At 73.7% G+C, this 22,930-nt stretch carries 15 protein-coding genes; 6 read left to right on the forward strand and 9 right to left on the reverse strand.

The window, feature by feature from the left end; all coding sequences use genetic code 11:
- Positions 1–106 precede the first annotated feature (106 nt).
- Together ACZZ97_RS13100 and ACZZ97_RS13105 are read right to left on the reverse strand one after the other, a co-directional pair.
- Positions 107–1,000 carry an SDR family oxidoreductase gene (locus tag ACZZ97_RS13100; protein WP_463473422.1) on the reverse strand — a complete coding sequence of 298 codons (894 nt, stop codon included), beginning with the start codon at positions 998–1,000 and terminating at the stop codon, positions 107–109.
- A 201-nt stretch (positions 1,001–1,201) separates the two neighbouring features.
- Positions 1,202–2,182, reverse strand: coding sequence for an aldo/keto reductase (locus ACZZ97_RS13105; protein ID WP_463473423.1), 981 nt, complete (start codon positions 2,180–2,182; stop codon positions 1,202–1,204).
- A gap of 144 nt (positions 2,183–2,326) precedes the next feature.
- On the opposite strand from ACZZ97_RS13105, the gene ACZZ97_RS13110 reads away from it, so the two are divergent.
- The gene (locus tag ACZZ97_RS13110; protein WP_314103213.1) at positions 2,327–2,749 is read left to right on the forward strand and encodes a hypothetical protein; all 423 of its coding nucleotides are present in this window, start codon (positions 2,327–2,329) and stop codon (positions 2,747–2,749) included.
- On the opposite strand, the gene ACZZ97_RS13115 is transcribed toward ACZZ97_RS13110, so the two are convergent.
- The gene (locus ACZZ97_RS13115; protein ID WP_463473424.1) at positions 2,730–3,017 is read right to left on the reverse strand and encodes a hypothetical protein; all 288 of its coding nucleotides are present in this window, start codon (positions 3,015–3,017) and stop codon (positions 2,730–2,732) included. The genes ACZZ97_RS13110 and ACZZ97_RS13115 overlap by 20 nt on opposite strands.
- Positions 3,014–3,658 carry an FMN-dependent NADH-azoreductase gene (locus ACZZ97_RS13120; RefSeq protein ID WP_463473425.1) on the reverse strand — a complete coding sequence of 215 codons (645 nt, stop codon included), beginning with the start codon at positions 3,656–3,658 and terminating at the stop codon, positions 3,014–3,016. The genes ACZZ97_RS13115 and ACZZ97_RS13120 overlap by 4 nt, the downstream gene beginning before the upstream one ends.
- Before the next feature lie 315 nt (positions 3,659–3,973).
- On the opposite strand from ACZZ97_RS13120, the gene ACZZ97_RS13125 reads away from it, so the two are divergent.
- The 3 genes from ACZZ97_RS13125 (at position 3,974) to ACZZ97_RS13135 (ending at position 10,890) form a co-directional block, all read left to right on the forward strand.
- On the forward strand, positions 3,974–8,974 hold the full coding sequence (locus ACZZ97_RS13125) for an Lhr family ATP-dependent helicase (RefSeq protein ID WP_463473426.1): 5,001 nt from the start codon (positions 3,974–3,976) through the stop codon (positions 8,972–8,974).
- 217 nt (positions 8,975–9,191) lie between these two features.
- Positions 9,192–9,968, forward strand: coding sequence for a DNA-formamidopyrimidine glycosylase family protein (locus ACZZ97_RS13130; RefSeq protein WP_314104670.1), 777 nt, complete (start codon positions 9,192–9,194; stop codon positions 9,966–9,968).
- A 265-nt stretch (positions 9,969–10,233) separates the two neighbouring features.
- On the forward strand, positions 10,234–10,890 hold the full coding sequence (locus tag ACZZ97_RS13135; RefSeq protein ID WP_463473427.1) for a peroxiredoxin-like family protein: 657 nt from the start codon (positions 10,234–10,236) through the stop codon (positions 10,888–10,890).
- 275 nt (positions 10,891–11,165) lie between these two features.
- On the opposite strand, the gene ACZZ97_RS13140 is transcribed toward ACZZ97_RS13135, so the two are convergent.
- Complete coding sequence (locus tag ACZZ97_RS13140; RefSeq protein ID WP_463473428.1) at positions 11,166–12,698, reverse strand: APC family permease; 1,533 nt, start codon at positions 12,696–12,698, stop codon at positions 11,166–11,168.
- 206 nt (positions 12,699–12,904) lie between these two features.
- On the opposite strand from ACZZ97_RS13140, the gene ACZZ97_RS13145 reads away from it, so the two are divergent.
- Positions 12,905–14,809, forward strand: a complete 1,905-nt coding sequence (locus ACZZ97_RS13145; RefSeq protein ID WP_463473429.1) for an outer membrane protein assembly factor BamB family protein — start codon at positions 12,905–12,907, stop codon at positions 14,807–14,809.
- 202 nt (positions 14,810–15,011) lie between these two features.
- On the opposite strand, the gene ACZZ97_RS13150 is transcribed toward ACZZ97_RS13145, so the two are convergent.
- On the reverse strand, positions 15,012–15,293 hold the full coding sequence (locus ACZZ97_RS13150) for a hypothetical protein (RefSeq protein ID WP_463473430.1): 282 nt from the start codon (positions 15,291–15,293) through the stop codon (positions 15,012–15,014).
- A 218-nt stretch (positions 15,294–15,511) separates the two neighbouring features.
- On the opposite strand from ACZZ97_RS13150, the gene ACZZ97_RS13155 reads away from it, so the two are divergent.
- On the forward strand, positions 15,512–17,185 hold the full coding sequence (locus ACZZ97_RS13155; RefSeq protein ID WP_463473431.1) for a PQQ-binding-like beta-propeller repeat protein: 1,674 nt from the start codon (positions 15,512–15,514) through the stop codon (positions 17,183–17,185).
- A 113-nt stretch (positions 17,186–17,298) separates the two neighbouring features.
- Here ACZZ97_RS13155 and ACZZ97_RS13160 read toward each other — a convergent pair whose 3' ends face one another.
- From ACZZ97_RS13160 to ACZZ97_RS13170, 3 genes are all read right to left on the reverse strand, one after another.
- Positions 17,299–19,401 (reverse strand): glycosyl hydrolase, encoded by a 2,103-nt coding sequence (locus ACZZ97_RS13160; protein ID WP_463473432.1) that lies wholly within the window; start codon positions 19,399–19,401, stop codon positions 17,299–17,301.
- A 200-nt stretch (positions 19,402–19,601) separates the two neighbouring features.
- Positions 19,602–20,333: an HlyD family efflux transporter periplasmic adaptor subunit gene (locus ACZZ97_RS13165; RefSeq protein ID WP_463473433.1), complete on the reverse strand. Its 732-nt coding sequence runs from the start codon at positions 20,331–20,333 to the stop codon at positions 19,602–19,604.
- On the reverse strand, positions 20,330–22,636 hold the full coding sequence (locus ACZZ97_RS13170) for a glycosyltransferase family 2 protein (RefSeq protein WP_463473434.1): 2,307 nt from the start codon (positions 22,634–22,636) through the stop codon (positions 20,330–20,332). The genes ACZZ97_RS13165 and ACZZ97_RS13170 overlap by 4 nt, the downstream gene beginning before the upstream one ends.
- Between the last annotated feature and the right edge of the window lie 294 nt (positions 22,637–22,930).

Genomic DNA, 22,930 nt, shown 5'->3' on the forward strand with positions numbered 1-22,930 from the left:
ACCCCAGCCCCGGGGACGGCGAACGGCCCGCCCCGCACGCCGGCCACGACCGACGGCCCGCCCCGCAGCAGCGGGACGGGCCGTCGACGACCGCAGGAGGCGCGGCTCAGTGGATCGGCGTGCCGCCGGTCACCGCGATGGTCTCGCCGCTGATGTAGCTGGACTCCTGGCTCGCGAGGAACACGAACGACGGGGCGAGCTCGACGGGCTGTCCGGGACGGCCGTAGGCGGCCTCCGACCCGAACGTCTCGATCTTCTCGTTCGGCACGAACGCGGGCTGCAGCGGGGTCCAGACGGGGCCGGGGGCGACGCCGTTGACGCGGATGCCGCGCTCGGCGAGCTGCTGGGCCATGGCACGGGTCCAGTTGGCGATGCCGGCCTTCGAGACGGCGTACTCGGCGAGCGAGGGCGACGGCTGGAAGCCCTGGATCGACGAGCAGGTGAGGATCGACGCACCGGGCTTCAGGTGCGGCGACGCCGCCTTCGTCAGCCAGAACAGCGGGTAGATGTTGGCCTTCAGGACGTGGTCGAGCGTCTTCGTCTCGAAGTCGTCGATGCTGTCGACGGTCGGCATGACGCCGGCGATGATCGCGAGGATGTCGAGCCCGCCGAGCTCCGCGACCGTCTTCTCGACGACCTCGGCGTTGGTCTGCTCGTCCTGGAGGTCGCCGGGCAGCAGCACCGCGGTGCGGCCGGCGTCGCGGACGAGCTGGGCGACCTCCTCGGCCTGGGCCTGCTCCTCGGGGAGGTAGCTGAGCGCGACGTCGGCGCCCTCACGGGCGTAGGCGATGGCGGTCGCACGGCCGATGCCGCTGTCGGCACCGGTGACGAGCGCCTTGCGACCGGCCAGCCGGCCGCTGCCGACGTAGCTGGTCTCGCCGTGGTCGGGCTCGGGCTTCATCGCGTGGACGTCGCCGGGCGCGGACTGCTGCTGTGGCTCGAAGGGAGGCTGCGGGTACTGCTCGATGGGGTTCTGGGGCGTGTACATGTTGTCGGCCATGACCCCGGTCTACGCCCGGGCGGCTGCCCGGCTGGTCAGGTCGCTGTACCCCGGCGCGAGCACGGCCGGACCCGACCGCCGCCCGACCGCGGCCCGACGGCGGCCCGGTGCGAGCCCGACCGCGGCCCGGCCGGGCACGCGAGAGGTCCGAGATCGACGTCGGCGTGCGGGCCGGGGATCGATCTCGGACCACTCGCGAGGTCACCAGCGGGGGTGGACCGCGGCGCGGAAGTACTCGTCGTAGATGCGGACGACCTCGGAGTCGAGGCCCTCCTCGAGCTCGACGTCGCCGGCCGCCGCGTTGGCCTTCGCCTGCTCGACGTTGCGTGCCCCCGGGATGACGGTGCTGACGCCCGGCTGGTCGACGATCCACGCGAGCGCCGCCTGGGGCACGGTGACGCCGTCGGGCACGGCCGCCGCGAACTCCTGCGCGGCGCGGACGCCCTGCTCGAAGTCGACGCCGCTGAAGGTCTCGCCCTGGTCGAAGGCCTCGCCGTGGCGGTTGAAGGTGCGGTGGTCGTTCTCGGCGAACGTCGTCTCGGCCGTGTACTTGCCCGAGAGCAGCCCGCTGGCGAGCGGCACGCGGGCGATGACGCCGACCCCGGCCCGCTGAGCCGCCGGGAGGACCTCGTCGAGCGGCTTGAGCCGGAACGCGTTGAGGATGATCTGGACGGTCGCGACGCCGGGGCGGGCGATCGCGGTCAGCGCCTGCTGCGCCTCCTCGACGGACACCCCGTAGGAGGCGATGGCCCCGTTCTGCACGAGCTCGTCGAGCGCGTCGTACACGGCGTCGTCGTCGTACACGGCGGACGGCGGGCAGTGCAGCTGGACCAGGTCGAGGGTGTCGACGCCGAGGTTGCGACGCGAGCGATCGGTCCAGGCGATGAAGTTCTCGCGCACGTAGTTCGAGGGCACCTGGTCGAGGCGGCGGCCCATCTTGGTGGCGACGGTCAGCGGGACGTCGGGGTTCGCCGCGCGGAACGTGCTGATGACCTTCTCGCTGCGGCCGTCGCCGTAGACGTCGGCGGTGTCGAAGAACGTGACGCCCGACTCGACGGAGGCGCCCAGCACCTCGAGCGCGTCGCTCTCGCTGACGTCGCCCCAGTCGGCGCCGAGCTGCCAGGTGCCGAGGCCGATGACGGATGTTTCGCGGCCGGTGCGGCCCAGGGTGCGACTGTGCATGGTCCGACCCTAGGCGCTGCCGCCGACAGCGCGCCCGGCAGCGTGCCCGATCGCCGCCCCGGAGCTCCTCCCCCGCGAGGGGGTTGGCACCCGGCCCGCGAGACCGCCATCCTGGGGCCTCACCACCAACGTCGAGAGGCCCTCATGTCGAGCGAGCTCGTCCCTGTCCCGCCCCGCCGGCCCACGCCTCCCCGTGCACTGGTCCAGTACGGCGACATCACCCTGACCGAGCACGAGCTCGTGACCCCGTCGGGCACGCGTCCGCTCGCGGGCACGCAGCTCTTCGTCCAGGACATGTCCCGGACCGACCGATACACGCCGGGCTGGGCGATCGCCCTCGGCGTCGTGCTGCTCGTGCTCTTCTTCTGGACGATCATCGGCCTGGGGGCCATCGCGTTCTTCTTCGTCAAGGCGGACCGCCGCTCGGGCTTCGTCCAGTTCACCGCGACGAACGGCTCGTTCACCCACCAGAGCTTCGAGCCAGCGCTGCCCGACGGCCAGGCGCAGCTGTTCGAGGCCCAGTCGCGCCTCAACTACGGCCGCGGACTCATCGCCCGGGCCGCCTGAGACGGGAGCTGCGCCGCGAGCCGGGCTGGTCCGGGCGGCGCCGGTCCAGGCTGCGCCGGTCCACAGTGCGCCGGTTCACACTGCGGACGAAGGCGTACGCGATCGCGACGAGCACGAAGGCGGCGAGCAACAGCAGGCCGCCCACGCCGGGGCTGCCCTTGGCGAGCGTCACGACGCCGACGACGGCGAGCACCGCCGAGAGGTAGCCGAGCACCCGGGCCGCGACGATCTGCGCGCGGCGACCGAGGCGGCCGGCACGGCCGTTCACCCGAGTCGGCGCGCGGCGTCGGCGGCCGCCGCGAGCGCCTCGGCCAGCTCGCGCTCGGCTCGCTCGCGCGCCCCGTCGGGCATCGCGATCTGCCCGCTCAGCGTGAGGTTCACCGCGATCACCTCGACGACCATGCCGAGCGTCGACCCCAGGATCTGCTCGAGCACCGGCACCGCGTGGTCCCAGCCCTCGGTCGGCGAGCCGGCGTCGTACGAACCGCCCCGGCTGGTCGCGATCAGCAGCGGACGGCCGAGCATCGGCTGCTGGTCGTCGCCGTCGAAGGGCGCCGTGACCCCGGGCAGGTGCACGTTGTCGAGCCAGGCCTTGAGCGTCGACGGCACCGTGTAGTTGTAGAGCGGGGCGCCGACGACGACCACGTCGGCGGCCGTCAGCTCGGCGATCAGCTCGGCCTGGAGGGCCTCGGCGGCAGGGTCGGGGGCGGCGCCGGGGAGCCGCAGCCGCGCGGGCCAGTGCAGGGCCGGGTCGCTGAGGTGCGGCGGCTGGTCGACGTGCAGGTCGCGGCGCGTCACCGTGTGGTCGTCGCCGAGCGACCGCCAGGCGTCGGCGAAGGAGGCGGTGATCGCGCGCGACCGGCTGGTCGCCGTGTCGGCGGACGAGTCGAGGTGCAGCAGGTTCGGCATGCGCCCACCGTAGCGGCGGCCCCCGACGCCCGGGGCTCGTGCCCGGCGCGCGCGATGTCGGCGGGTCGCCGTCGCCCGCGGCGGGTCGCCGTCGCCCGCGGCGGGTCGCCGTCGCCCGCGGCGGGTCAGAGCACGGGGCGGCGGGTCAGAGCACGGGGCGGCGGGTCAGAGCACGGGGCGGCGGGTCGTCGTCGCCCGCGGCGGGCGGGCGCCCGCCCGCCGCGGGGCACGGCGACCCGCCGACTCCCCGACCACGGTCTGCGACGCCGCGCTCACGGCGCAGTGTCGGTGGTCCGGAGCAGGATGGTCCTCACGATGACCGACATCCTCGAGCGCTTCTCCCCCGCGACCCGCGAGTGGTTCCGGGGCGCCTTCGCGGCGCCGACGCTCGCGCAGCAGGGGGCGTGGCAGGCGATCAGCGAGGGCGACGACGCCCTCGTCATCGCGCCGACCGGCTCCGGCAAGACCCTCGCGTCGTTCCTCTGGTCGATCGACACGCTCGCGAGCGGGCCGCCGCCCGAGGTGAAAGAGCACCGCACGCGGGTCCTCTACATCTCGCCGCTCAAGGCGCTGGGCGTCGACGTCGAGCGCAACCTGCGCTCGCCCCTCGTCGGCATCACCCAGACGGCCCGCCGGCTCGGCATCGACGCACCCGAGCTCACGGTGGGGGTGCGGTCGGGCGACACCTCGTCCGGCGACCGCCGCCTCCTGCAGCGCACCCCGCCCGACATCCTCATCACGACCCCCGAGTCGCTCTACCTCATGCTCACGTCGGCGGCGCGCGAGAACCTCAAGGGCGTGCACACCGTCATCGTCGACGAGGTGCACGCGGTCGCCGCCACGAAGCGCGGCGCCCACCTCGCCCTGTCGCTCGAGCGGCTCGACGCGCTGCTCGAGAAGCCCGCGCAGCGCATCGGGCTGTCCGCGACGGTGCGCCCGCCGACCGAGGTGGCCCGGTTCCTCTCCGGCCGCAAGCCCGTCACGATCGTGAACCCGCGCTCGGAGAAGACCTTCGACCTGCGCGTCGTCGTGCCCGTCGACGACATGACCGAGCTGGGCACGGCCGCGCCGCTCGAGGGCTCCGCCGCGGGCAGTGCCCCCCAGGGCTCGATCTGGCCCCACGTCGAGGAGGGGATCGTCGACCTGATCCTCGACCACCGCTCGACGATCGTCTTCTCGAACTCGCGTCGGCTGGCCGAGCGGCTCACCGCGCGCCTCAACGACATCTACCTCGAGCGCACGGGCGCCGACGTCGAGACCCGGGCCGCCGCGCTGCAGGCCGCCGACGAGGCGCGGGGCGAGCTGGTGCCCGCCGGTGCCGTCCCCGAGATCGCCTCCGGCGGCTCCGACACCTCGGACTCGTCCACCGTGGTCGACCCCTTCGCGCCGTCCGCACCGACGAACCCGCCCCGCAACCCCATGGTGGGAGGCGGCGCACCTGCCCAGCTGATCGGCGGCAGCGGGCAGACCCAGGGCAGCGAGCCGCTGCTCGCGCGGGCGCACCACGGCTCCGTCTCGAAAGACCAACGAGCGATCATCGAGGACGACCTGAAGAGCGGACGCCTCCGCTGCGTCGTCGCGACCAGCTCGCTCGAGCTCGGCATCGACATGGGCGCGGTCGACCTCGTCGTCCAGGTCGAGTCGCCGCCGTCGGTCGCCAGCGGGCTGCAGCGCGTCGGACGGGCCGGGCACCAGGTCGGCGAGATCAGCCGGGGCGTGATGTTCCCCAAGCACCGAGCCGACCTGATCCACTCGGCCGTCGCCGCCGAGCGGATGGTGGCGGGCCTGATCGAAGAACTGCGCGTGCCGACGAACCCCCTCGACGTGCTCGCCCAGCAGACCGTCGCGGCCGTCGCCCTCGACGAGATCGACGCCGACGAGTGGTTCGAGACCGTGCGCCGCAGCGCCCCGTTCGCGACCCTGCCGCGCTCGGCCTACGACGCGACGCTCGACCTGCTGAGCGGCAAGTACCCCTCCGACGAGTTCGCCGAGCTGCGGCCCCGCATCGTCTGGGACCGCGTGCACGGCACGCTCACCGGTCGCCCGGGCGCCCAGCGGCTCGCGGTCACGAGCGGCGGCACCATCCCCGATCGCGGCCTGTTCGGCGTCTTCATGGTCGGCGAGAAGGCCGCCCGCGTCGGCGAGCTCGACGAAGAGATGGTGTACGAGTCCCGGGTCGGCGACGTCTTCGCCCTCGGCGCGACCAGCTGGCGCATCGAGGACATCACGCACGACCGCGTGCTCGTCTCCCCTGCCTACGGGCAGCCGGGTCGTGTCCCGTTCTGGAAGGGCGACGGGATCGGCCGTCCGGCCGAGCTGGGCCGTGCGATCGGGGGATACATCCGCGAGCTCGCCAGCTCGTCGACGGACGACGCCACCCGACGGGTCACCCAGGGCGGGCTCGACGAGCGCGCGGCCCGCAACCTGTTGGCCTTCGTCACCGAGCAGCGCGAGGCGACCGGGCACGTGCCGTCCGACACGACCCTCGTCGTCGAGCGCTTCCGGGACGAGCTCGGCGACTGGCGGCTCGTCCTGCACTCCCCCTACGGCATGCAGGTGCACGCGCCGTGGGCCCTCGCGATCTCGGCCCGCATCCGCGACCAGCTCGGCGTCGACGGCGGCGCGATGGCGGCTGACGACGGGATCGTCGTGCGCATCCCCGACACCGACGCCGAGCCTCCCGGGTCCGAGCTCTTCCGGTTCGAGGGCGACGACCTCGACGCGATCGTGACGGAGGAGGTGGGCGGCTCCGCGCTGTTCTCCTCCCGCTTCCGCGAGTGCGCGGCCCGCGCGTTGTTGCTGCCCCGGTACAACCCCGGCCGTCGCTCACCGCTCTGGCAGCAGCGCCAGCGGGCGTCGCAGCTGCTCGACGTGGCGCGCAAGTACCCGCAGTTCCCGATCGTGCTCGAGGCCGTGCGCGAGGTCCTGCAGGACGTCTACGACCTCCCCGCCCTGATGAGCCTCACCCGCGAGCTCGAGACCCGCGCCGTGCGCGTCGTCGAGGTCGAGACCGAGGTGCCCTCGCCGTTCGCCCGGTCGCTGCTCTTCGGCTACGTCGCCGCATTCATGTACGAGGGCGACTCGCCGCTGGCCGAGCGCCGCGCGGCCGCCCTCTCGCTCGACTCGACCCTGCTGCAAGAGCTGCTCGGCCGGGCCGAGCTCCGCGAGCTGCTCGACGCCGACGTCATCGACCAGCACGAGCTCGAGCTGCAGCGACTCGCTCCCGACCGCCGCGCCCGCGACATCGAGGGCGTCGTCGACCTGCTGCGCCTGCTCGGGCCGCTGACCACCTCCGAGATCGTCGACCGGAGCTGGCTGGCGACGACGGCAGGCAGCGCGGCGACCGCCACGGCGGGGGCCGGGGCCGAGGCCGAGAGCGACGCGGACGACGCGGGCGACGATGCAGGCGCCGTGGCAGGCGACACCGTGGCAGCCGAGTCCGCAGAGTCGGCGGAGGGACGCACCAAGCTCGAGGCGGCGCTCACCGACCTCGTCCGCTCGAACCGCGTGCTGCGCTTCACCCACGGCGGCACCGAGCGCTGGGCCGGCATCGAGGACGCGTCGCGCCTGCGCGACGCCCTCGGCGTCGCCCTGCCGATCGGCGTGCCCACAGCGTTCGTCGAGCCGGTCGACGACCCGCTCGGCGACCTCGTCGGTCGCTTCGCGCGCACCCACGCCCCGTTCACGCCGCAGATGGTCGCCGACCGGCTCGGTCTCGGCACGGCGGTCGTCCTCGACACGCTGCGCAAGCTCGGGGTGCAGCGGCGCGTCGTCGAGGGCGAGTTCCGACCGCAGCAGCAGGGCAGCGAGTGGTGCGACTCCGAGGTTCTCAAGCGGCTCCGCAGCCGGTCGCTCGCGGCGTTGCGGCACGAGGTCGAGCCGGTCGCGCCCGACACGCTCGGCCGCTTCCTCCCGGCCTGGCAGCACGTCGCCATCGGCACCAAGGGCTCGGGGCTGCGCGGGCTCGACGGCGTGGTGCAGGTCGTCGACCAGCTCAGCGGGGTCGCGTTGCCTGCTTCCGCCTGGGAGACGCTCATCCTCCCCGCCCGCGTCACCGACTACGGCCCCGGCATGCTCGACGAGCTGACGGCGACCGGCGAGGTCATCTGGTCGGGCTCGGGCAGCCTGGCCGGGAACGACGGCTGGGTCAGCCTGCACCTCGCCGACGGTGCGCAGGTGACGCTGCCCGAGCCGCTGGGCACCGACACCGACGAGCTGCAGCGCGAGGTGCTCGGCGCGCTGGCCGGCGGTGGGGCGTACTTCTTCCGGCAGCTCTCCGACGCCGTGGGCAGCACCGACGACGCGGCGCTCGTCACCGCCATCTGGGACCTCGTCTGGGCCGGACAGATCACCAACGACACGTTCGCGCCGCTGCGCACGCAGGTGAGCGGCAAGGCGTCCCGTCCCCGCACGCCGACCCGGTCGCGGTCGTCGTACCGCAGCCGAGGGCGGGTGACGATGCCGCGCCAGGCCGGGCCGCCGACGGTCGGCGGGCGCTGGTCGCTGCTGCCCCTGGCCGAGCCCGACGCCACGGTGCGCGCCGCGGCACAGGCCGAGATCCTGCTCGAGCGACACGGCGTCGTGACGCGCGGCGCCGTCATGAACGAGGGCGTGCGAGGTGGCTTCTCGACCGTCTACAAGGTGCTGAGCGGCTTCGAGGAGACGGGCCGGGCCCGCCGTGGCTACTTCGTCGAGGGCCTGGGCGCCGCCCAGTTCGCGACCGGGCCGACGGTCGACCGGCTGCGGTCGTTCGTCCGCGACGAGACCGACCGCCGCGACGACGACGCCCTCGCGTCGGCCGGGCGCGGGCGCGAGATCCCGGTCGTGACCCTGGCCGCGACCGACCCCGCGAACCCCTACGGAGCCGCCCTGCCGTGGCCCGGGCAACCCGCCGCGGCCGAGGGCACCGCCGGCGACGGCGCCGTGGCCGCGGCGGCGGGGCTGACCCGTCCCGACGGAGCAGGCACCGCCCCGGACCGGCCGACCACCGGCACCGGCACCGGAACCGCCACCGGTACGTCGAAGAGGACCGGTCATCGTCCGGGCCGCAAGGCCGGCTCGCTCGTCGTGCTCGTGGACGGACGCCTCACCGTCTACGTCGAGCGCGGCGGCAAGACCCTGCTCACCTTCGGCGAGCCCGACGACCGCGAACTCGCGTTGGCAGCCGGCTCGCTCGCGTCGGTCGTGCGCGCGAGGCTGGGCAAGCTCGCGGTCGAGCGCGTCGACGGCGAGTTCGTCCTCGGCACCCGTCTCGGTGACGCCCTGCGCGACGCCGGCTTCGCCCCGACCCCGAGCGGGATCCGGCTGCGGTCGTAGGCCGCGCCCGGCCGTCGCCGCGCCGGGGCCGACCACGACCACGATCGTTCGACGACGGCGACACCAGCACCAGCACCACATCCGCACCGGCACAGTCACCGGCACCGGCACCGGCACCGGCACCGGCACCGGCACCGGCACCACACCGCACCAGCACCAGCACCAGCACCAGCACCAGCACCGCACCGCACCGCACCGACCAGGAGGAGCCCCCACCGTGCCCGAGGGAGACACCGTCTACCGCTCCGCCAAGAACCTCGACGCCGTGCTGCACGGCCAGGTGCTGACGTCGACCGACTTCCGCGTCCCGGCGTTCGCCACGGTCGACCTCAGCGGCGAGGTGGTCGACGACGTGATCGCCCGCGGCAAGCACCTCCTGCACCACATCGGCGACCACACCCTGCACACGCACCTCAAGATGGAGGGCTCGTGGCACGTGTACAAGCACGGCACGAAGTGGCGGCGGCCCGCGTACCAGGCGCGGGTGGTGCTCGAGACGGAGGAGTGGGTCACCGTCGGCTTCGACCTCGGCATCGTCGAGCTCGTCGCCCGCGACCCGGAGGACTCGGTCACGGCGTACCTCGGCCCCGACCTGCTCGGCCCCGACTGGGACGCCGCGCTGGCCCTCCACAACCTCGAGGCCGACCCCGCGCGCGAGGTCGGGCTCGCCCTGCTCGACCAGCGCGTGCTCGCGGGCCTCGGCAACGTCTACCGGGCCGAGGTCTGCTTCCTGCGCGGGGTGCTCCCGACCCGTCCGGTCGGCGAGGTCGAGAACCGCCCGAAGATGATCGACCTCGCGCACCGGCTCATCGTCGCGAACAAGGACAGGATCGAGCGCACCACCACGGGGAACCTGCGCGGCACCACCGACTGGGTCTACGGACGAGCCGGCAAGCCGTGCCTCCGCTGCGGCACGAAGATCGTCCGGGGCGAGCTCGGCGAGTCGGAGCTCGAGCTGCGCGACACCTACTGGTGCCCCCACTGCCAGAGCTGACGCGCCTCCTCCCCGTTCAGGAACTTCTGTCCTGCATCACGCGACGGGGGACTCGGAGTCCTGAGCCGTGCACCGTTCAGGAGGACCCGGGCCGCTGGTCCTGAGTCGTGCACGCACGCACGCGGCAGCGACGGCGACGGCGGGAGCGGGGGCGGGGGCGTTCGTGACGAACCGTGACGCACCGGCGAACGACACCGAGGAGGTGCCCCTACAGTCGCACGCACCCGGCCCGCACCCGACGCGCGGCCTCACGGAGGAGCACGCCATGACGACCGACATCGCCACGCAGGTCAGCACGTTCAACGAGGGCTTCACGACCCAGATCGGCCCCGAGCTCAGCGCCGTCTTCGACGCCGAGCAGCGCGGCCTCCGCGAGGCCGGTGTGCCCGACGACGCGATCGCCGTCGGCGACCAGGTCGTCGACGCCACGCTGCTCACCCCGGCGGGCGACGAGGTCTCCCTCGCGGAGACGATCGGCGAATCGGCCGCGGTGCTCGTCTTCTACCGCGGCGCCTGGTGCCCGTACTGCAACCTGACGCTGAAGACCTACCAGGAGGAGCTGCTCCCGACCCTGCGCGACCGCGGCGTCGCCCTGGTCGCCATCAGCCCCCAGACCCCCGAGGGCAGCGACCTCGCCACGACGAACGGCTCGCTCGAGTTCCCCGTGCTGTCCGACCCGGGCAACGTCCTCAGCCGCGCGCTCGGCATCGTGACCGAGCCCACCGCCGACGCGCGGGCGGCACACACCCGGCTCGGCTTCGACGTCGCCGACAGCAACGCCGACGCGACGGGCGACATCCCGTTCCCGACGGTGCTCGTGGTCGACGGCGACGGCCGGGTCGTCTTCGCCGACGTCCACGTCGACTACACGACCCGCACCGAGGTCGCCGAGGTCGTCGCCGCCCTCGACCAGCTGGGCTGACCGGGAGCGCCCGGACGCGGGTGCCCGCGGGCGCGAGCCGACGCGAAAGGGACAAGACGACGCGGGCCCCCGCGTCGTCTTGTCCTTTCGCGTCGCTCCGCGCACGCGCCGACCGGCGGCGGCGCCGACCGGCGTCCCTCGGCTACCTCGGCACCGCGAGGAACTGCGTTCCGAACCATGAACCGCGTTCTATCGCGGTTCATGGTTCGGAACGCGGTTCGACGCCGAGACACCCGGCCGGCCGCAGGCGCAGCCGCAGCCGCAGCCCGCGCACCCTACGACCGGGGCGCCTCCTGCAGCTCGGCCGCCTGCTCGCGCCCGACGCGCGAGTGCCGCCGCCCGTAGGCGAAGTACACGACCACGCCGATCGCGAGCCACACGGCGAACCGCGCCCAGGTCAGCGTCGTGAGGTTGAGCATCAGCCAGATGCAGAGCACCGCCGACAGGATCGGCAGGAACGGCACGAGCGGCACGCGGAACGCGCGCGGCAGGTCCGAGCGGGTGCGGCGCAGCACGATCACGCCGATGCTCACGAGCACGAACGCCGACAGGGTGCCGATGTTGATCATCTCCTCGAGCACGCCGACGTCGGTGAGCCCGGCGATCAGCGCGACGACGACGCCCGCGAGCACCTGCACGCGCACGGGCGTGCCGCGCTTGGCGGAGGTCTTCGAGAGGCCGCGGGGCAGCAGCCCGTCGCGGCTCATCGAGAAGACGATGCGGGCGAGGCCGAGCAGCAGCACCATGATCACGGTCGTGAGGCCGACGAGCGCCCCGACGGCGATGACCTTGGCGGCCCAGTCGACGCCGACGAGCTCGAACGCCGTGGCGAGGTTCGGCGTCTCGCTCGAGGCGAGGTCGCGGTACGACACCATGCCGGTCAGCACCACGGCGACGAGCACGTAGAGCAGGGTCACGATGCCGAGGCCGAGGAAGATGCCGCGGGGCATGGTCTTCTGCGGGTCCTTGACCTCCTCGGCGCTGGTGGCGACGATGTCGAACCCGATGAAGGCGAAGAAGACCAGGGAGGCGCCGGCCAGCAGGCCGAAGACGCCGTACTGGGCCGGGGCGGCCCCGCTGAGGAACGAGAACAGCGACTGCGTCCAGGCGTCGGTCGAGCCCTCGCCGGTGCGCGGCTGCGACTCCGGGATGAACGGCGTGTAGTTCGACGCCTTGACGAAGAAGAAGCCGACGACGATCACGAACAGCACGATGCCGACCTTGATCACCGTGAAGACGCTGCCGACGCGCGAGCTCAGCTGGGTGCCGAGCACGAGCAGCACCGTGAAGACGGCGACGATGAGGAACGGCCCCCAGCTCAGCTGGACCGGCCCGAGCGCGATCGTGTCGGGCAGCGGCACGCCGAACTGCTCGAACACGGTGCTGAGGTAGATGCCCCAGTACTTGGCGAGGACGGCCGCGCCCGTGAGGGTCTCGAGGATGAGGTCCCACCCGATGATCCACGCGAGGAACTCGCCCATCGTCGCGTAGGTGAAGGTGTACGCGCTGCCGGCCACGGGGATGGTCGAGGCGAACTCGGCGTAGCACATGATGGCCAGGCCGCAGGTGACGGCCGCGAGGATGAACGAGATGATGACGCCGGGCCCGGCGAAGTTCGCGGCGGCGTTCGCGCCGACCGAGAAGATGCCGGCGCCGACGGCGACGGCGATGCCCATCAGGGTCAGGTCGGTGACGCCCAGCGAGCGCTTCAGCTTGCTCTCGCCCTCGAGCGAGTCCTGGATCGACGACTCGACGGACTTCGTGCGCATCAGGCCGCGGCGGGCGCTCGGGGGCGGGGTGGTCGCCATGGGTGACTCCTCGGTGGGCGGACGCGGCCCCCGGCCGGGGGCGACGCGCCAGCATACTGCGGGCCGCGCACGCGCGCGAGGCGGCGTCGAGGAGGCGGTCGTCGGCTCGACCACGACCGCCGCGCGACCGGACGGTCGGTCGCGGAGGGGCGGCGGCGGAGGCGCGGGCCGGCCCGGCAGCCCCGGTCCCGACCTAGCATGGAGCCGTGCGGGACGACGACGATCAGCCCTGGCGCCCGGCGGCTCCCGCCCGGGCGTCGGCCGTGTGGGAGGGGGCCCCGGCGCGGAGCGACGGCGGGCCCCGCACCGAGGACGTCGACGACGCGGGCGACCCCGCCCCCGCTGCGCCGGACCCGGCCCTGTCGACGGCCGGCCCCCTCCGCCCTCCCGGTCGCGCCTCCTCGGCCCTGACCGGCGTCGTGCGGGCCGCGGCCGCCCGCTGGCGACGGCTGACCCCGACGCGGCGGGTGGCGGGCCTGCTCGGCGCGACCGCCCTCGTCGCCGTCCTGGTGGCGGTCGGCGGCGTCGCGGCGGGGCCCGAGTACGCCCCCGTGGCCAGGGCCTCCTTCGAGGTCGACGACCTCCGCACGGCCCCGACGACGACGGCGTGGAGCACCGACCTGCGATCGGCCCTGGCGCCCGGCGCGGAGGCGGACTGCGTCGGCTTCGACGGCAGCACCCGGCTCGGCGACGACGACGTGCTCGTCACGACGTCGGCGCAGGGGTACGTGCCCGACTCCGGCTGCGAGGACGCTCCCGGCCGGCTGGCCCGGCTCGACGCGCGCACGGGCGAGGTGCTCTGGGTCGCCGACGTCGCCGAGGCGGTCGGCGTCGACGCGATCGGGCTCCAGGCGAGCGTCGACCCGGCGACCGGGGACGCCCTGGTCGCGGTGCAGTCGATCGTCGGATCGGGCCTCGCCCGGATCGACACGGAGACCGGGGAGGTGCAGGAGGTGCTGCGCGGACCGCCGGACGACGGCGCGACGGGCCAGGTGGACGAGGCCGACGGATCGGACGGGACCGACAGAACCGACGAAGCCGACGGATCGGACGGGTCGGCCACGGGCGGCGCCGCCGACGGGAGCGATCCCGGCTACGACCCCGAGGGCTCCGACCCGACCACCGGCAGCAGCACCGGCAGCAGCACCGGCACCGTCCTCCAGGTGGAGGGCCTCAGCACGACGGCCGTCGTCGTCTCCGAGCAGTCCGTCGACCGCTTCTCGGACGAGGGGGCCGTCGTCGCCCAGGGCGGCCGCTCGCTCTACCGCCTCTACCGCGCGGACGACCTGTCGGCGCCGACCTGGACGGGGAACGCCGGCGCCGGGCTCAGCGTGCGCCTCGTCGGCGACCTGCTCGTGATCGACGTGGGCGACGAGCCGCTCGTCGTCGACGCGCGTGACGGCGCGGTCGAGCCGCTGCCGGGCGGCCTGCGCAACGTCGAGTCGTGGGCCGCGTCGCTCGACGGGGTCGTGCTCAGCGGGCGCGCCGGGGGCGAGCCGACGATGGTGTCGCTCGACTCCGACGGCGCGCTCCGCTGGTCGGCCCGCCTCCCGTCGACGAGCTACCCGTCCGTGACGGACTCGTGCATCTCGGTCACCGTCCCGGGCGGCGAGGTCACCTGCCTCGACCCCCGCACCGGCGACGAGCTCTGGAGCCGCACGCTCCAGGCCCCGGGCGGCGGCGACCGCGACGGAGGTAGCGGCAGCGGCGAGGCCGAGCAGGTGCAGGCGTACTTCGGCACGGCGACCGACGACGTGCTGGCGGCCGTCGTCGACGCGGACGAGCAGGGCGACCCGAGCGGTCTGGACCGAGGCAAGGAGGTGCACGCGCTGGCCGCGCCCTCCGGCGACGAGCGGTGGGTGACGGCGCTGCCGGTCGCCTCCTACGTCATCGCCACCTCGCGGACGACCGGCTACGCGGCGACGTTCTTCCCGAGCGGCCGCGACACCCCCACCCTGATCGCGTTCGACCTGTCCGACGGCCGCACGCTGTGGACGATCGAGCTCTCGACGGGCTCGTTCACGTCGGCGTTCTGGGGGCCGACGCTCGTGCGCGTCGACCCCGACGGGGTCGTGCACGGGCTGACGACGGGCGTCGAGCTCGTCGGCTGAGCCCGATCGCGGGCTCGGCCGCAGGAGGCGCGGCCTCACGTGCCGGGCTGGCCCGTTCCGGACACGATGACGCGATCCAGCGCGTCACCGTGTCCGGAACGCGTCGCCGGACGCAGTCCGCGGCCGCCGCGACGAGCGGGGGCGGCACGGGGCCGCAGGAGGCGCGGGTCAGTTCCCGCGGACGAGCAGCGGACCGTGCCCGTCAGTTCCCGCGGACGAGCAGCGGGAAGACGAAGACGGCGAAGAGGAAGAAGGCGGCCGTCACGGCGAAGATCACGTAGGTGCCGCGGCCGACCGGGTCCTGGCCGGCGGCCTGGCGGCGGCGCATGACCCGGCGGCGGTACAGGACCTGCATCACGATGAGGACGACCGCCGCGACGGCGAGGATCGAGATGACCAGGGCTTCGATGAGGCTGTCCTCCGGGGTGGGGCGGCTGCGGGGTGCGGCGAGGTGCGGCGAGGTGCGGCGGTGATCGGGCCGCACCAGGCATGGCCGGGCCAGGCCGGTCAAGCCTAACGGCGGGCGATTCCGGGCAAGCCGAGAGAGATCCGTCGCCGGGAGGGCGCAACTCCGGGCTGCGGAGGGGCGCACAGCTCGGATCACTCTCAAATCTGAGAGGGATCCGCAGGACGGGCCAGCGAGGGCAGCCGGAGAGGGGCGGCCGTACCATCGGCGGAGGCGCGCGAGAGGGGACGAGCACCGTGACGGACCACGAGGACACGCGCCCCGGCGGCGACGAACGCGCCGACGGTGCTCGGGCCGGCCGCGCCCGGACCGGCCGCGCCGACGTCGATGCCCAGGGCCGCGCTGCGCGGCCGGGCGGACGAGGAGGCGGCCTGCGCGCCCGCTGGCAGCGCGCCTCCTCGGGTCGTCGAGCGGGCACGGCCGCCGCCGCGGTCGTCGTCGCGACCGCCCTCGTCGTCGGCGCGGGGGTCGCCTCGCAGCCGGACTATCCCGACGGCGCCCCCGCGGACGGGCTCGTCGTCGACGAGCTGCGCAGCGCTCCCGCGGCCGAGGGCTGGCGGATCGACCCTGCCGACCTCGGCGTGCCCGACGTGCAGCCGGGCTGCATCGACCTGCGGGTCCTGGCGCGGGCGGGCGACGACGTGCTCGTCCTCACGACCGCGCAGCTCGGCACCTCGACGACGACCTGCCCCGAACCCGCCGCCCGAGGCGACCGCATCGCCCGCGTCGACCCGCGCTCGGGCGTGGTCCGGTGGAGCACGCCGACCTCCGACGTGAGCGACGTCGCCTCCTCCGCACAGCTCGGCGCCTGGGTCGACGGCGACGCCGAGACGGCCGTGATCGGCACCGCGGCCTCGGAGCTCGGCTCGGAGAGCACCACGGTCGCGCTGCTCGACCTCGCGACGGGCCTCGTCCTCGAGCGTCGCGTCTCGGCCGAGGGCCCGGTCACGGTGCTCGAGGCCGACGACGACTGGGTACTCGTCACGACGGAGACGGGCGGCGGCGGCGGCGACCGCGGCAGGGGCTTCGTCGACGGCCCCGCGCGCACCCGCGTCGCGACGCTGTCCCGCGACGAGATCGGCAGGTCCACGTGGCAGGCGGACCTCGGCACCGTGGGACGCGCCCAGCTCGTCGCGGCTCGAGTCCTCGTCGTCACGGCGGGGGCGGCGTCGCTCGTCGACCCGGCGACCCGTGCCTCACGCGCGTGGGGCGAGACGTGGGGGCGAGGCACGTCGAGCGTCGTCGACGACGACCTCGTCTTCGTCGACCTGCAGGCCGACGGCGACGGCGGGTTCCCGGTCGAGCGCATCGCCTACGCGGCCGAGGGACGTGAGCTGTGGAGGCGGGGCTTCGAGCCCGATCGCCCGCCCGTGGTGGTGGGGGGCTGCGTGGTCTTCGCGGACGAGGAGGCCGTGACGTGCGTCGAGCGCGACACCGGGTCGGAGCGCTGGTCGACGCCGACCGGGAGCGCCGACGAGCCCGCGCCCGTCGTGCTCGCGGCGGCCCCGGGGCAGCGCGACGGCGACGTGCTGTTGCGGACGGCCGTCTCCGTCGGACGGCCGGACGAGTCGGACGGGACGGGGCCGCGCCGGGAGCTGCTCGTGCTCGACGCCTCGACCGGCGCCGTCCGGAGCCGCCTGGCCGCACCGTTGGAGGCCGCCCCTGTCGCCGGGTCGCGCACCGCGCTCTACCTCGCGACGCCCGACCACGTCGGTCTCGGCGGCGAGTCGCTCGGCGGCGCCGTCGTCGCGTACGACCTCGCCGACGGCCGCGCGCTCTGGCAGCTCACGCCCGGCGAGGGCGACGCCGCCGGCGCGCGCGACCTGCAGTTCTGGGGCGGCACCCTCGTCGCGGTGGGCGACGACGGCGTCGTCACGCAGCTCGTCGACGACACGCGCGTCGTCGGCTGACGCCGCCCCGGACGCGGGGAACCGCGTTCCGAACCATGAACCGCGAGAAAACGCGGTTCATGGTTCGGAACGCGGTTCGAGGCGGGCGCAGCCACAGCCGCGGCCGCGTGCAGCTAGCCGCGCGCCTGCGCCGCCAGGATCCACGCCATCGCGTACGACCGAGAGTTCCCGTCGTCGATCCCCGTGTCGGGCAGCGCGGCGAGCGTCGTGAGCGCCGACGCGGCCGCGTCCTTCCCGGCCAGCGCCGAGTACATCAGGACGTAGTCGGCGAGCGGCCCGTCGAAGCCGTCCGGGGCTGCCTCCGCGACGAACGCGTCGACCTGCTCCGCGCCTCCTGCGGCCTCGGCGGTCAGGTAGTCGACCGACGTCGGGCTCAGCGGGATCAGCTGGATGCCCGCGATGGCCGACGGCTCGGCCGAGAACCAGGTCGCCCAGTCCCGTTTGCCGCCCCAGTTGAGCGACACGACACTGTGGTCGAAGGTCGTCGTCCCGGCAGAGCCCGCGAACACCGGGTCGCTGAGGTCGGGCGCCACGAAGTAGGCGAGGGCCGCCTGCGACTCGGCGCTCAGCATCCAGCTCGCCTCCCCGCCGAGGGCGTCGTCGCCGGTGGCCGACGCCCAGAGCGACAGGCCCGCGTAGGCGCCCACCGCCTCCGACGACGACTCCTGGTTGTTGCCGTCGGCGAACGGCGAGTAGCCGCTGGCCCAGCTGTGCGACCAGAACGGGTCGAACGCGCGACGGTCGGGGAACGAGCCGTTCTGCGAGCCCGACGCGATGTCGGCGGCGAGCAGGTCCATCACCGGCTGCCAGCCCTCGGCGAGCGAGGGGTCGTCCGCGGCCATGACGCCGGCCGCGTAGAGGAAGTAGCCGTAGTGGAAGTAGTGGTCGTTGAACTCGTCGGAGCCGAACGACGCGGCCTTGCCGACGACGCCCTTCACCGCGGGGTCGTAGACGAAGCACTCCTGGTCGCGCGACTCGCAGCCGTCGGGCTCGGTCCAGAGGTCGAGCTGGTCGACGATCCGCTTCTTGAGGTCGGCCGCCACCTCCTGGTCGTCGAGCTGGACGGCGAGCTGGTAGAGCATCGACGCCCGGTAGAGCGCCTTGCCGCCGTAGTACGTGTCGGCCGCGAAGGTCGGCGTCAGGCTGACGTCGATCTCGAGCTGGTCGCGCACGGAGGCGCGCTCGGCGTCGCTCAGCCCGCTCAGGTCGAGCGCCGCCGAGGCCGTCGTGGTGGGCGCCCCGAACGACAGGCCGGTGCCGATCGAGAGGGGCACCGTCCCGTAGACGGTCGGGTACGTGAGACCGGTGTCGGTGCCGCCGGCCGCGGGGCCGGAGTCGCCCTGGTGCGGAGCCGCGACGACGAGGGCGTCGCCGCCCGCCGCGGTCACGTAGCCGAGCTCGGTGGTCTGCTGCTGCTGGTCGCCGCTGCCGCTCGTGCCGTACGAGGTGGTGACTCCGGTCAGCGGCGAGGCCGCCGCGTCGAGCACCTGCGTGGTCTGGTCGGAGGAAGCGCCGGCCGGGACCGAGACGAGCACGACCGAGCCCCCCTCGTCCAGCGAGACGGAGGAGGCGTCGGCGTCGAGGGTGCCGCCGGTGACGACGACCCCCCAGGTGGCGTCGCCGACCTCGACCGTCGCGCGGCCGTCGCCGGCCGCCTCGAAGGTGCCGTCGCCGAGCACCGAGAGCGCGTCGGTCTGCGCCGTCGCCGCGGTGTACGACACCGTGGGCGAGCCCACGGCGATCGTCGTCCGGCCGAGCACGGTGTCGCCGTCGCGGTGCTCGAGGGTGACCGACACGTCGTCGTAGCCGCTGACGACGAAGTCGGACGACCCGAGGTCGACCGAGACGTCGGTCAGCGCGGGGCCGACGATCGCGGTGGCGGACGGCACCGGGGCGGGCTGGCCGGCGGCGAAGCCGTCGTCGGTCAGCTGGAACGAGATCGGGAACGGGAAGACCGGCATCGGCTCGTCGCCGAAGACCAGTCCCGAGAACCAGCGGTTGGTCGGCGGCAGGACGCCGTCGGCGAGCCGCATCGTCGGGACGTCGGCGACGGACTCCTCGGGCAGGGCGGCCACGAGCGGGTCGACCTGCGAGGCAGGCAGCACGTCGCCGGCCGCGGTGGTGCGGCCCTCGGTGCTGCCGCCGTCGGGGCCCGTCGAGCCGTCGTCGCTCGTGCAGCCGGCCAGCACGAGGCCGCCGGCGGTCACGAGCGCCACGGCCGCGACGAGGCGACCGGCCGGGCCGCGGCCTGCGAGGCCGCGGCCTGCGAGGCGGGGGGTGCCGAGGAGGCGCGGCGCGCGTCGGGTGTCGACCCGCGCCTCCTCGGCGTGACGGGTGGTCGCGGCGTCGGTCGAGGGTCCCGAACGACCCAGCCCACGACGACGACCCGTCGTCTCTTCTCCTGCGTCAGCGATGATCAGACTCCGATCTGACGCAGGAAGTCGGTGAGGGAGTCGACGGGGCCGGCGAGCACCCCGTCGTCCCGGAGGTGCAGCTTCGCCTCGACGGGCGTGCCCGGCGTGACGAGCCCGTTGTACGCGCCCTCGACGAGCTCGTCGCTCGAGACCTGCAGGGTCGTCTCGGCGTCGCCGTCCTTGGTCTCGACGTTCACGACGCCGACCTTGCCCGTGATGGTGGTCTGGTTCGGCAGCATGAGGTCGACCTCGGCACCGGACTCGATCCGCTCGTAGTCACGCGGCGTCAGCACGAAGTCGGCGGCGACGAAGAGGGTGTCCTCCTTGTCGATGGTGCCGAGCGAGCCGCCGGCCTGGACGAAGCTGCCCTCCTTGAGCAGCACGTCGGCGACGGTGCCGTCGACGGCGGCCTTCAGGGTGAGGGTGCCGTCGGGGGCCACCGAGTAGGTCGCGGTGTCGTAGGTCACCAGGCCGCGCGAGATGTCCTGCAGCAGCGAGAGGCTCTGCACCTCGAAGAGCGTGTCGCCCTCCTTCACCTCGTCGCCGTTCTCGACGTACGAACGGGTGATGGTGCCGCTGTAGTCGGTGCCGACCGAGTACTCCTGGGCGGCGATCTCGGCGCTCGTGCTGTTCACCTGCTGCTGGCGCTGCGTGAAGATCATCGTGAAGGCGGCGACCAGCACGAGCACGACGAGCATGCCGGCGGTCATCTTGAGGCGGTTCATCCAGGTCATGACGTGACCCTCTCCTGCTGGTCGGCGCGGGCGCCGGAGTCGTCGGCGCTGGCGCCGTGGTCGGGGGCGTCGCCGTGGTCGGGGGCGGCGGAGGCGGCGGCGCGGCGGCCGCTGGGACGGTCCGCCCGGCGTCCCGCGCCGACGAGCGAGTCGGGGTCGTGCTCCGCGGCGTGCGCCAGCGCGTCCCTCTCGTGGGAGTGGGCGAAGGCGCGGGACGCCGCGAGCTCGGCCTGGCGGGCCTGGTCGCGCGCCGTCTGCTCCGGGTCGTCGGAGGGCGTGCGGTCGGCGAGGCGGTGCGCGGTCGCGAGGTCCGCCTCCCTCGCCGCCGCCTGCTCGGCCTCGTCGGCCTGCTGCAGGGCGAGGATCTCCTCGCCGGTGCGCGGAGCGGGCCGCGAGACCTGCGTGCGAGGAGACGCGGGCGCCGAGCCGGGAGGCGCGGTGAGCACCACGGGGGCGTCGGTCACGTCGCCGCGCTGCTCGGCCCTCGCGAAGCGCTTGAGCGTGCGGCCCTCGCGCCAGGCGGCGACGAGGAACGCGGACAGGATGAAGGTGTTGAGCAGGTTCCACACCGTCGCCAGCGTGAGCACGCCGTTGTCGGCGTCGCGGACGAGCGCCACGCACGAGGTCAGGGTGAGGAACAGCCAGAACAGCACCTGCGGGATGATGAAGTTGAACGGCGACGACACCTTGCCCTTGCGGCCGGTGACGCTCCACGCCTCGTCCTTGCCGCTGATGACGTTCCACAGGGCCTTGACGTAGATCGGGAACGACACGGTGGCGAGCATCAGCACCTCCCAGCGGAACGAGCCGAGCGTGTAGAACGCCAGCACGATCTGCATCAGGTAGAAGCCGGCGTAGAAGAGGAACCACTGCAGCACCGAGATGTGCAGGTTCATCGGGCGGAGGTCGAAGAAGATCTCCATCGGCGGCACCATGAGCAGCAGCAGCGGGGCGATGCCGGTCAGGTAGTTCGTCGCGGTGACGAAGTACTGGAGGCGCTGGTCCATCGTCAGGGTACGGCGCGGGCTGAGCGGGTTGTGGCGGAACAGGATCTCGAACCCGCCGGTCGCCCAGCGCAGCTGCTGCTTGCTGTACGCCTCGATGGTCTCGGGGGCGTCGCCCACGGCGAGCGTCATGGGGATGTAGATGGACTTCCAGCCGGCCTCGTGCAGGTGCAGGCTCGTCCAGACGTCCTCCGACTTCGAGTCGGTGTCGATGCCGCCGATCTCGTCGATCGCGCTGCGGCGGAAGATGACGTTCGTGCCGACGCAGAAGGCCGCGTTGAAGCGGTTGCGGCCCGGCTGGATGAACCGGTAGAAGACGGTCTGCATGTAGCCCGCACCGCGGCTGACGAGGCTCGTCAGGTTGCCGTAGGTCTGAGGGGTCTGCACGAAGGCGACCTTCTCGTCGACGAAGAACGGCACCGTCTCGAACAGGAAGTCCGTCTTCGGCACGAAGTCCGCGTCGAAGATGGCGAAGTAGTCGCCCTTCGCGATGGCCAGCGCGTGGTTCACGTTGCCGGCCTTCGCGCCGTTGCTGCTGAGGCGGCGGATGTAGCGCGCGCCGAGCTGCGCGGCGAGGTCGCGGACCTCGTCGCTGCGCCCGTCGTCGAGCACCCAGGTGCGGTGCTCGCCCTTCAGGGCGAGCGCGGCCTGGACGGTGGTCGCGATCTTGGCGAGCTCCTCGCCGTAGACCGTGATGAACACGTCGGCGACGATCTTCTCGCCGGCGATGCGCATCGGCCAGAGGTGCGGCGTGCCGCGGAGGCCCAGGCGGTCGATCTCGTCCTCGTCGTACAGGGTGTCCTGCGTCGCGTGGAAGTCGAAGTCGCGGGGGTCCTGGCCGCCGGAGAGGATCGTCCACATCGCGAAGAGCGTCTGCACGACGAGGATCGCCTCGGCGACGATGATCATCGCGTAGGGCAGGATGTCGCCGCGGTTGCTCGGGTTCAGCAGGAACTGCGCGTAGAGCAGGATGCCGAGCGTCGCGATGAGCACGAGCAGCACCATGACCGGGCTGTGCGCCCTGCCGCCCTCGGGGCGGGCCGCCACGCTGACGTGGTCGGCCCGCGGCCGAGGAGCGGGCACCGGCTCGCGACGCTGGCCGACGGGTCCGGAGGGTGCTAGGTGCCTCTGGTCGACGGTCGTCGCGGTGTCGGGACGCTCGTCGAGGACGAGGGTGCCGGTGCTGGTGGTGCCGGGTGTGGTTGCGGTGGTGCCGGCCGCGAGGCGGTCGGCGGTGGACGACGTGGCGGCCGACCCCGTTTCCGGGGACAGCGGAGCGTCGCGCATGGTTCGGGACATGCGAGTACTTCTCTCCTGGTTCGGGACTGCGGAGATCCCGGACGGCAGAGAGGAGCCGTTGTCGCCTGCAGACGTCCGGGGAGGGCGTCGGCAGCTGTGGCGACGGGTGGGTGCAGTCGACGGCCTGGGTGTGAGCCGGCGACGGCGGTGAGCGGAGGAGGGTGCCTCCGGGGCTCGTCCTCTCGGACGGGCCTGTCGGGTGCGCCCGGTGGGTGGCCGGACGGCGGGTGGTTCTGGTGGTGCGGTCGTCGTGTGGGCCTTTCGGGGGACCTCGCGGCGACTGCTCAGAACAGT

The organism is Frigoribacterium sp. AC512 (genome assembly GCF_979258295.1).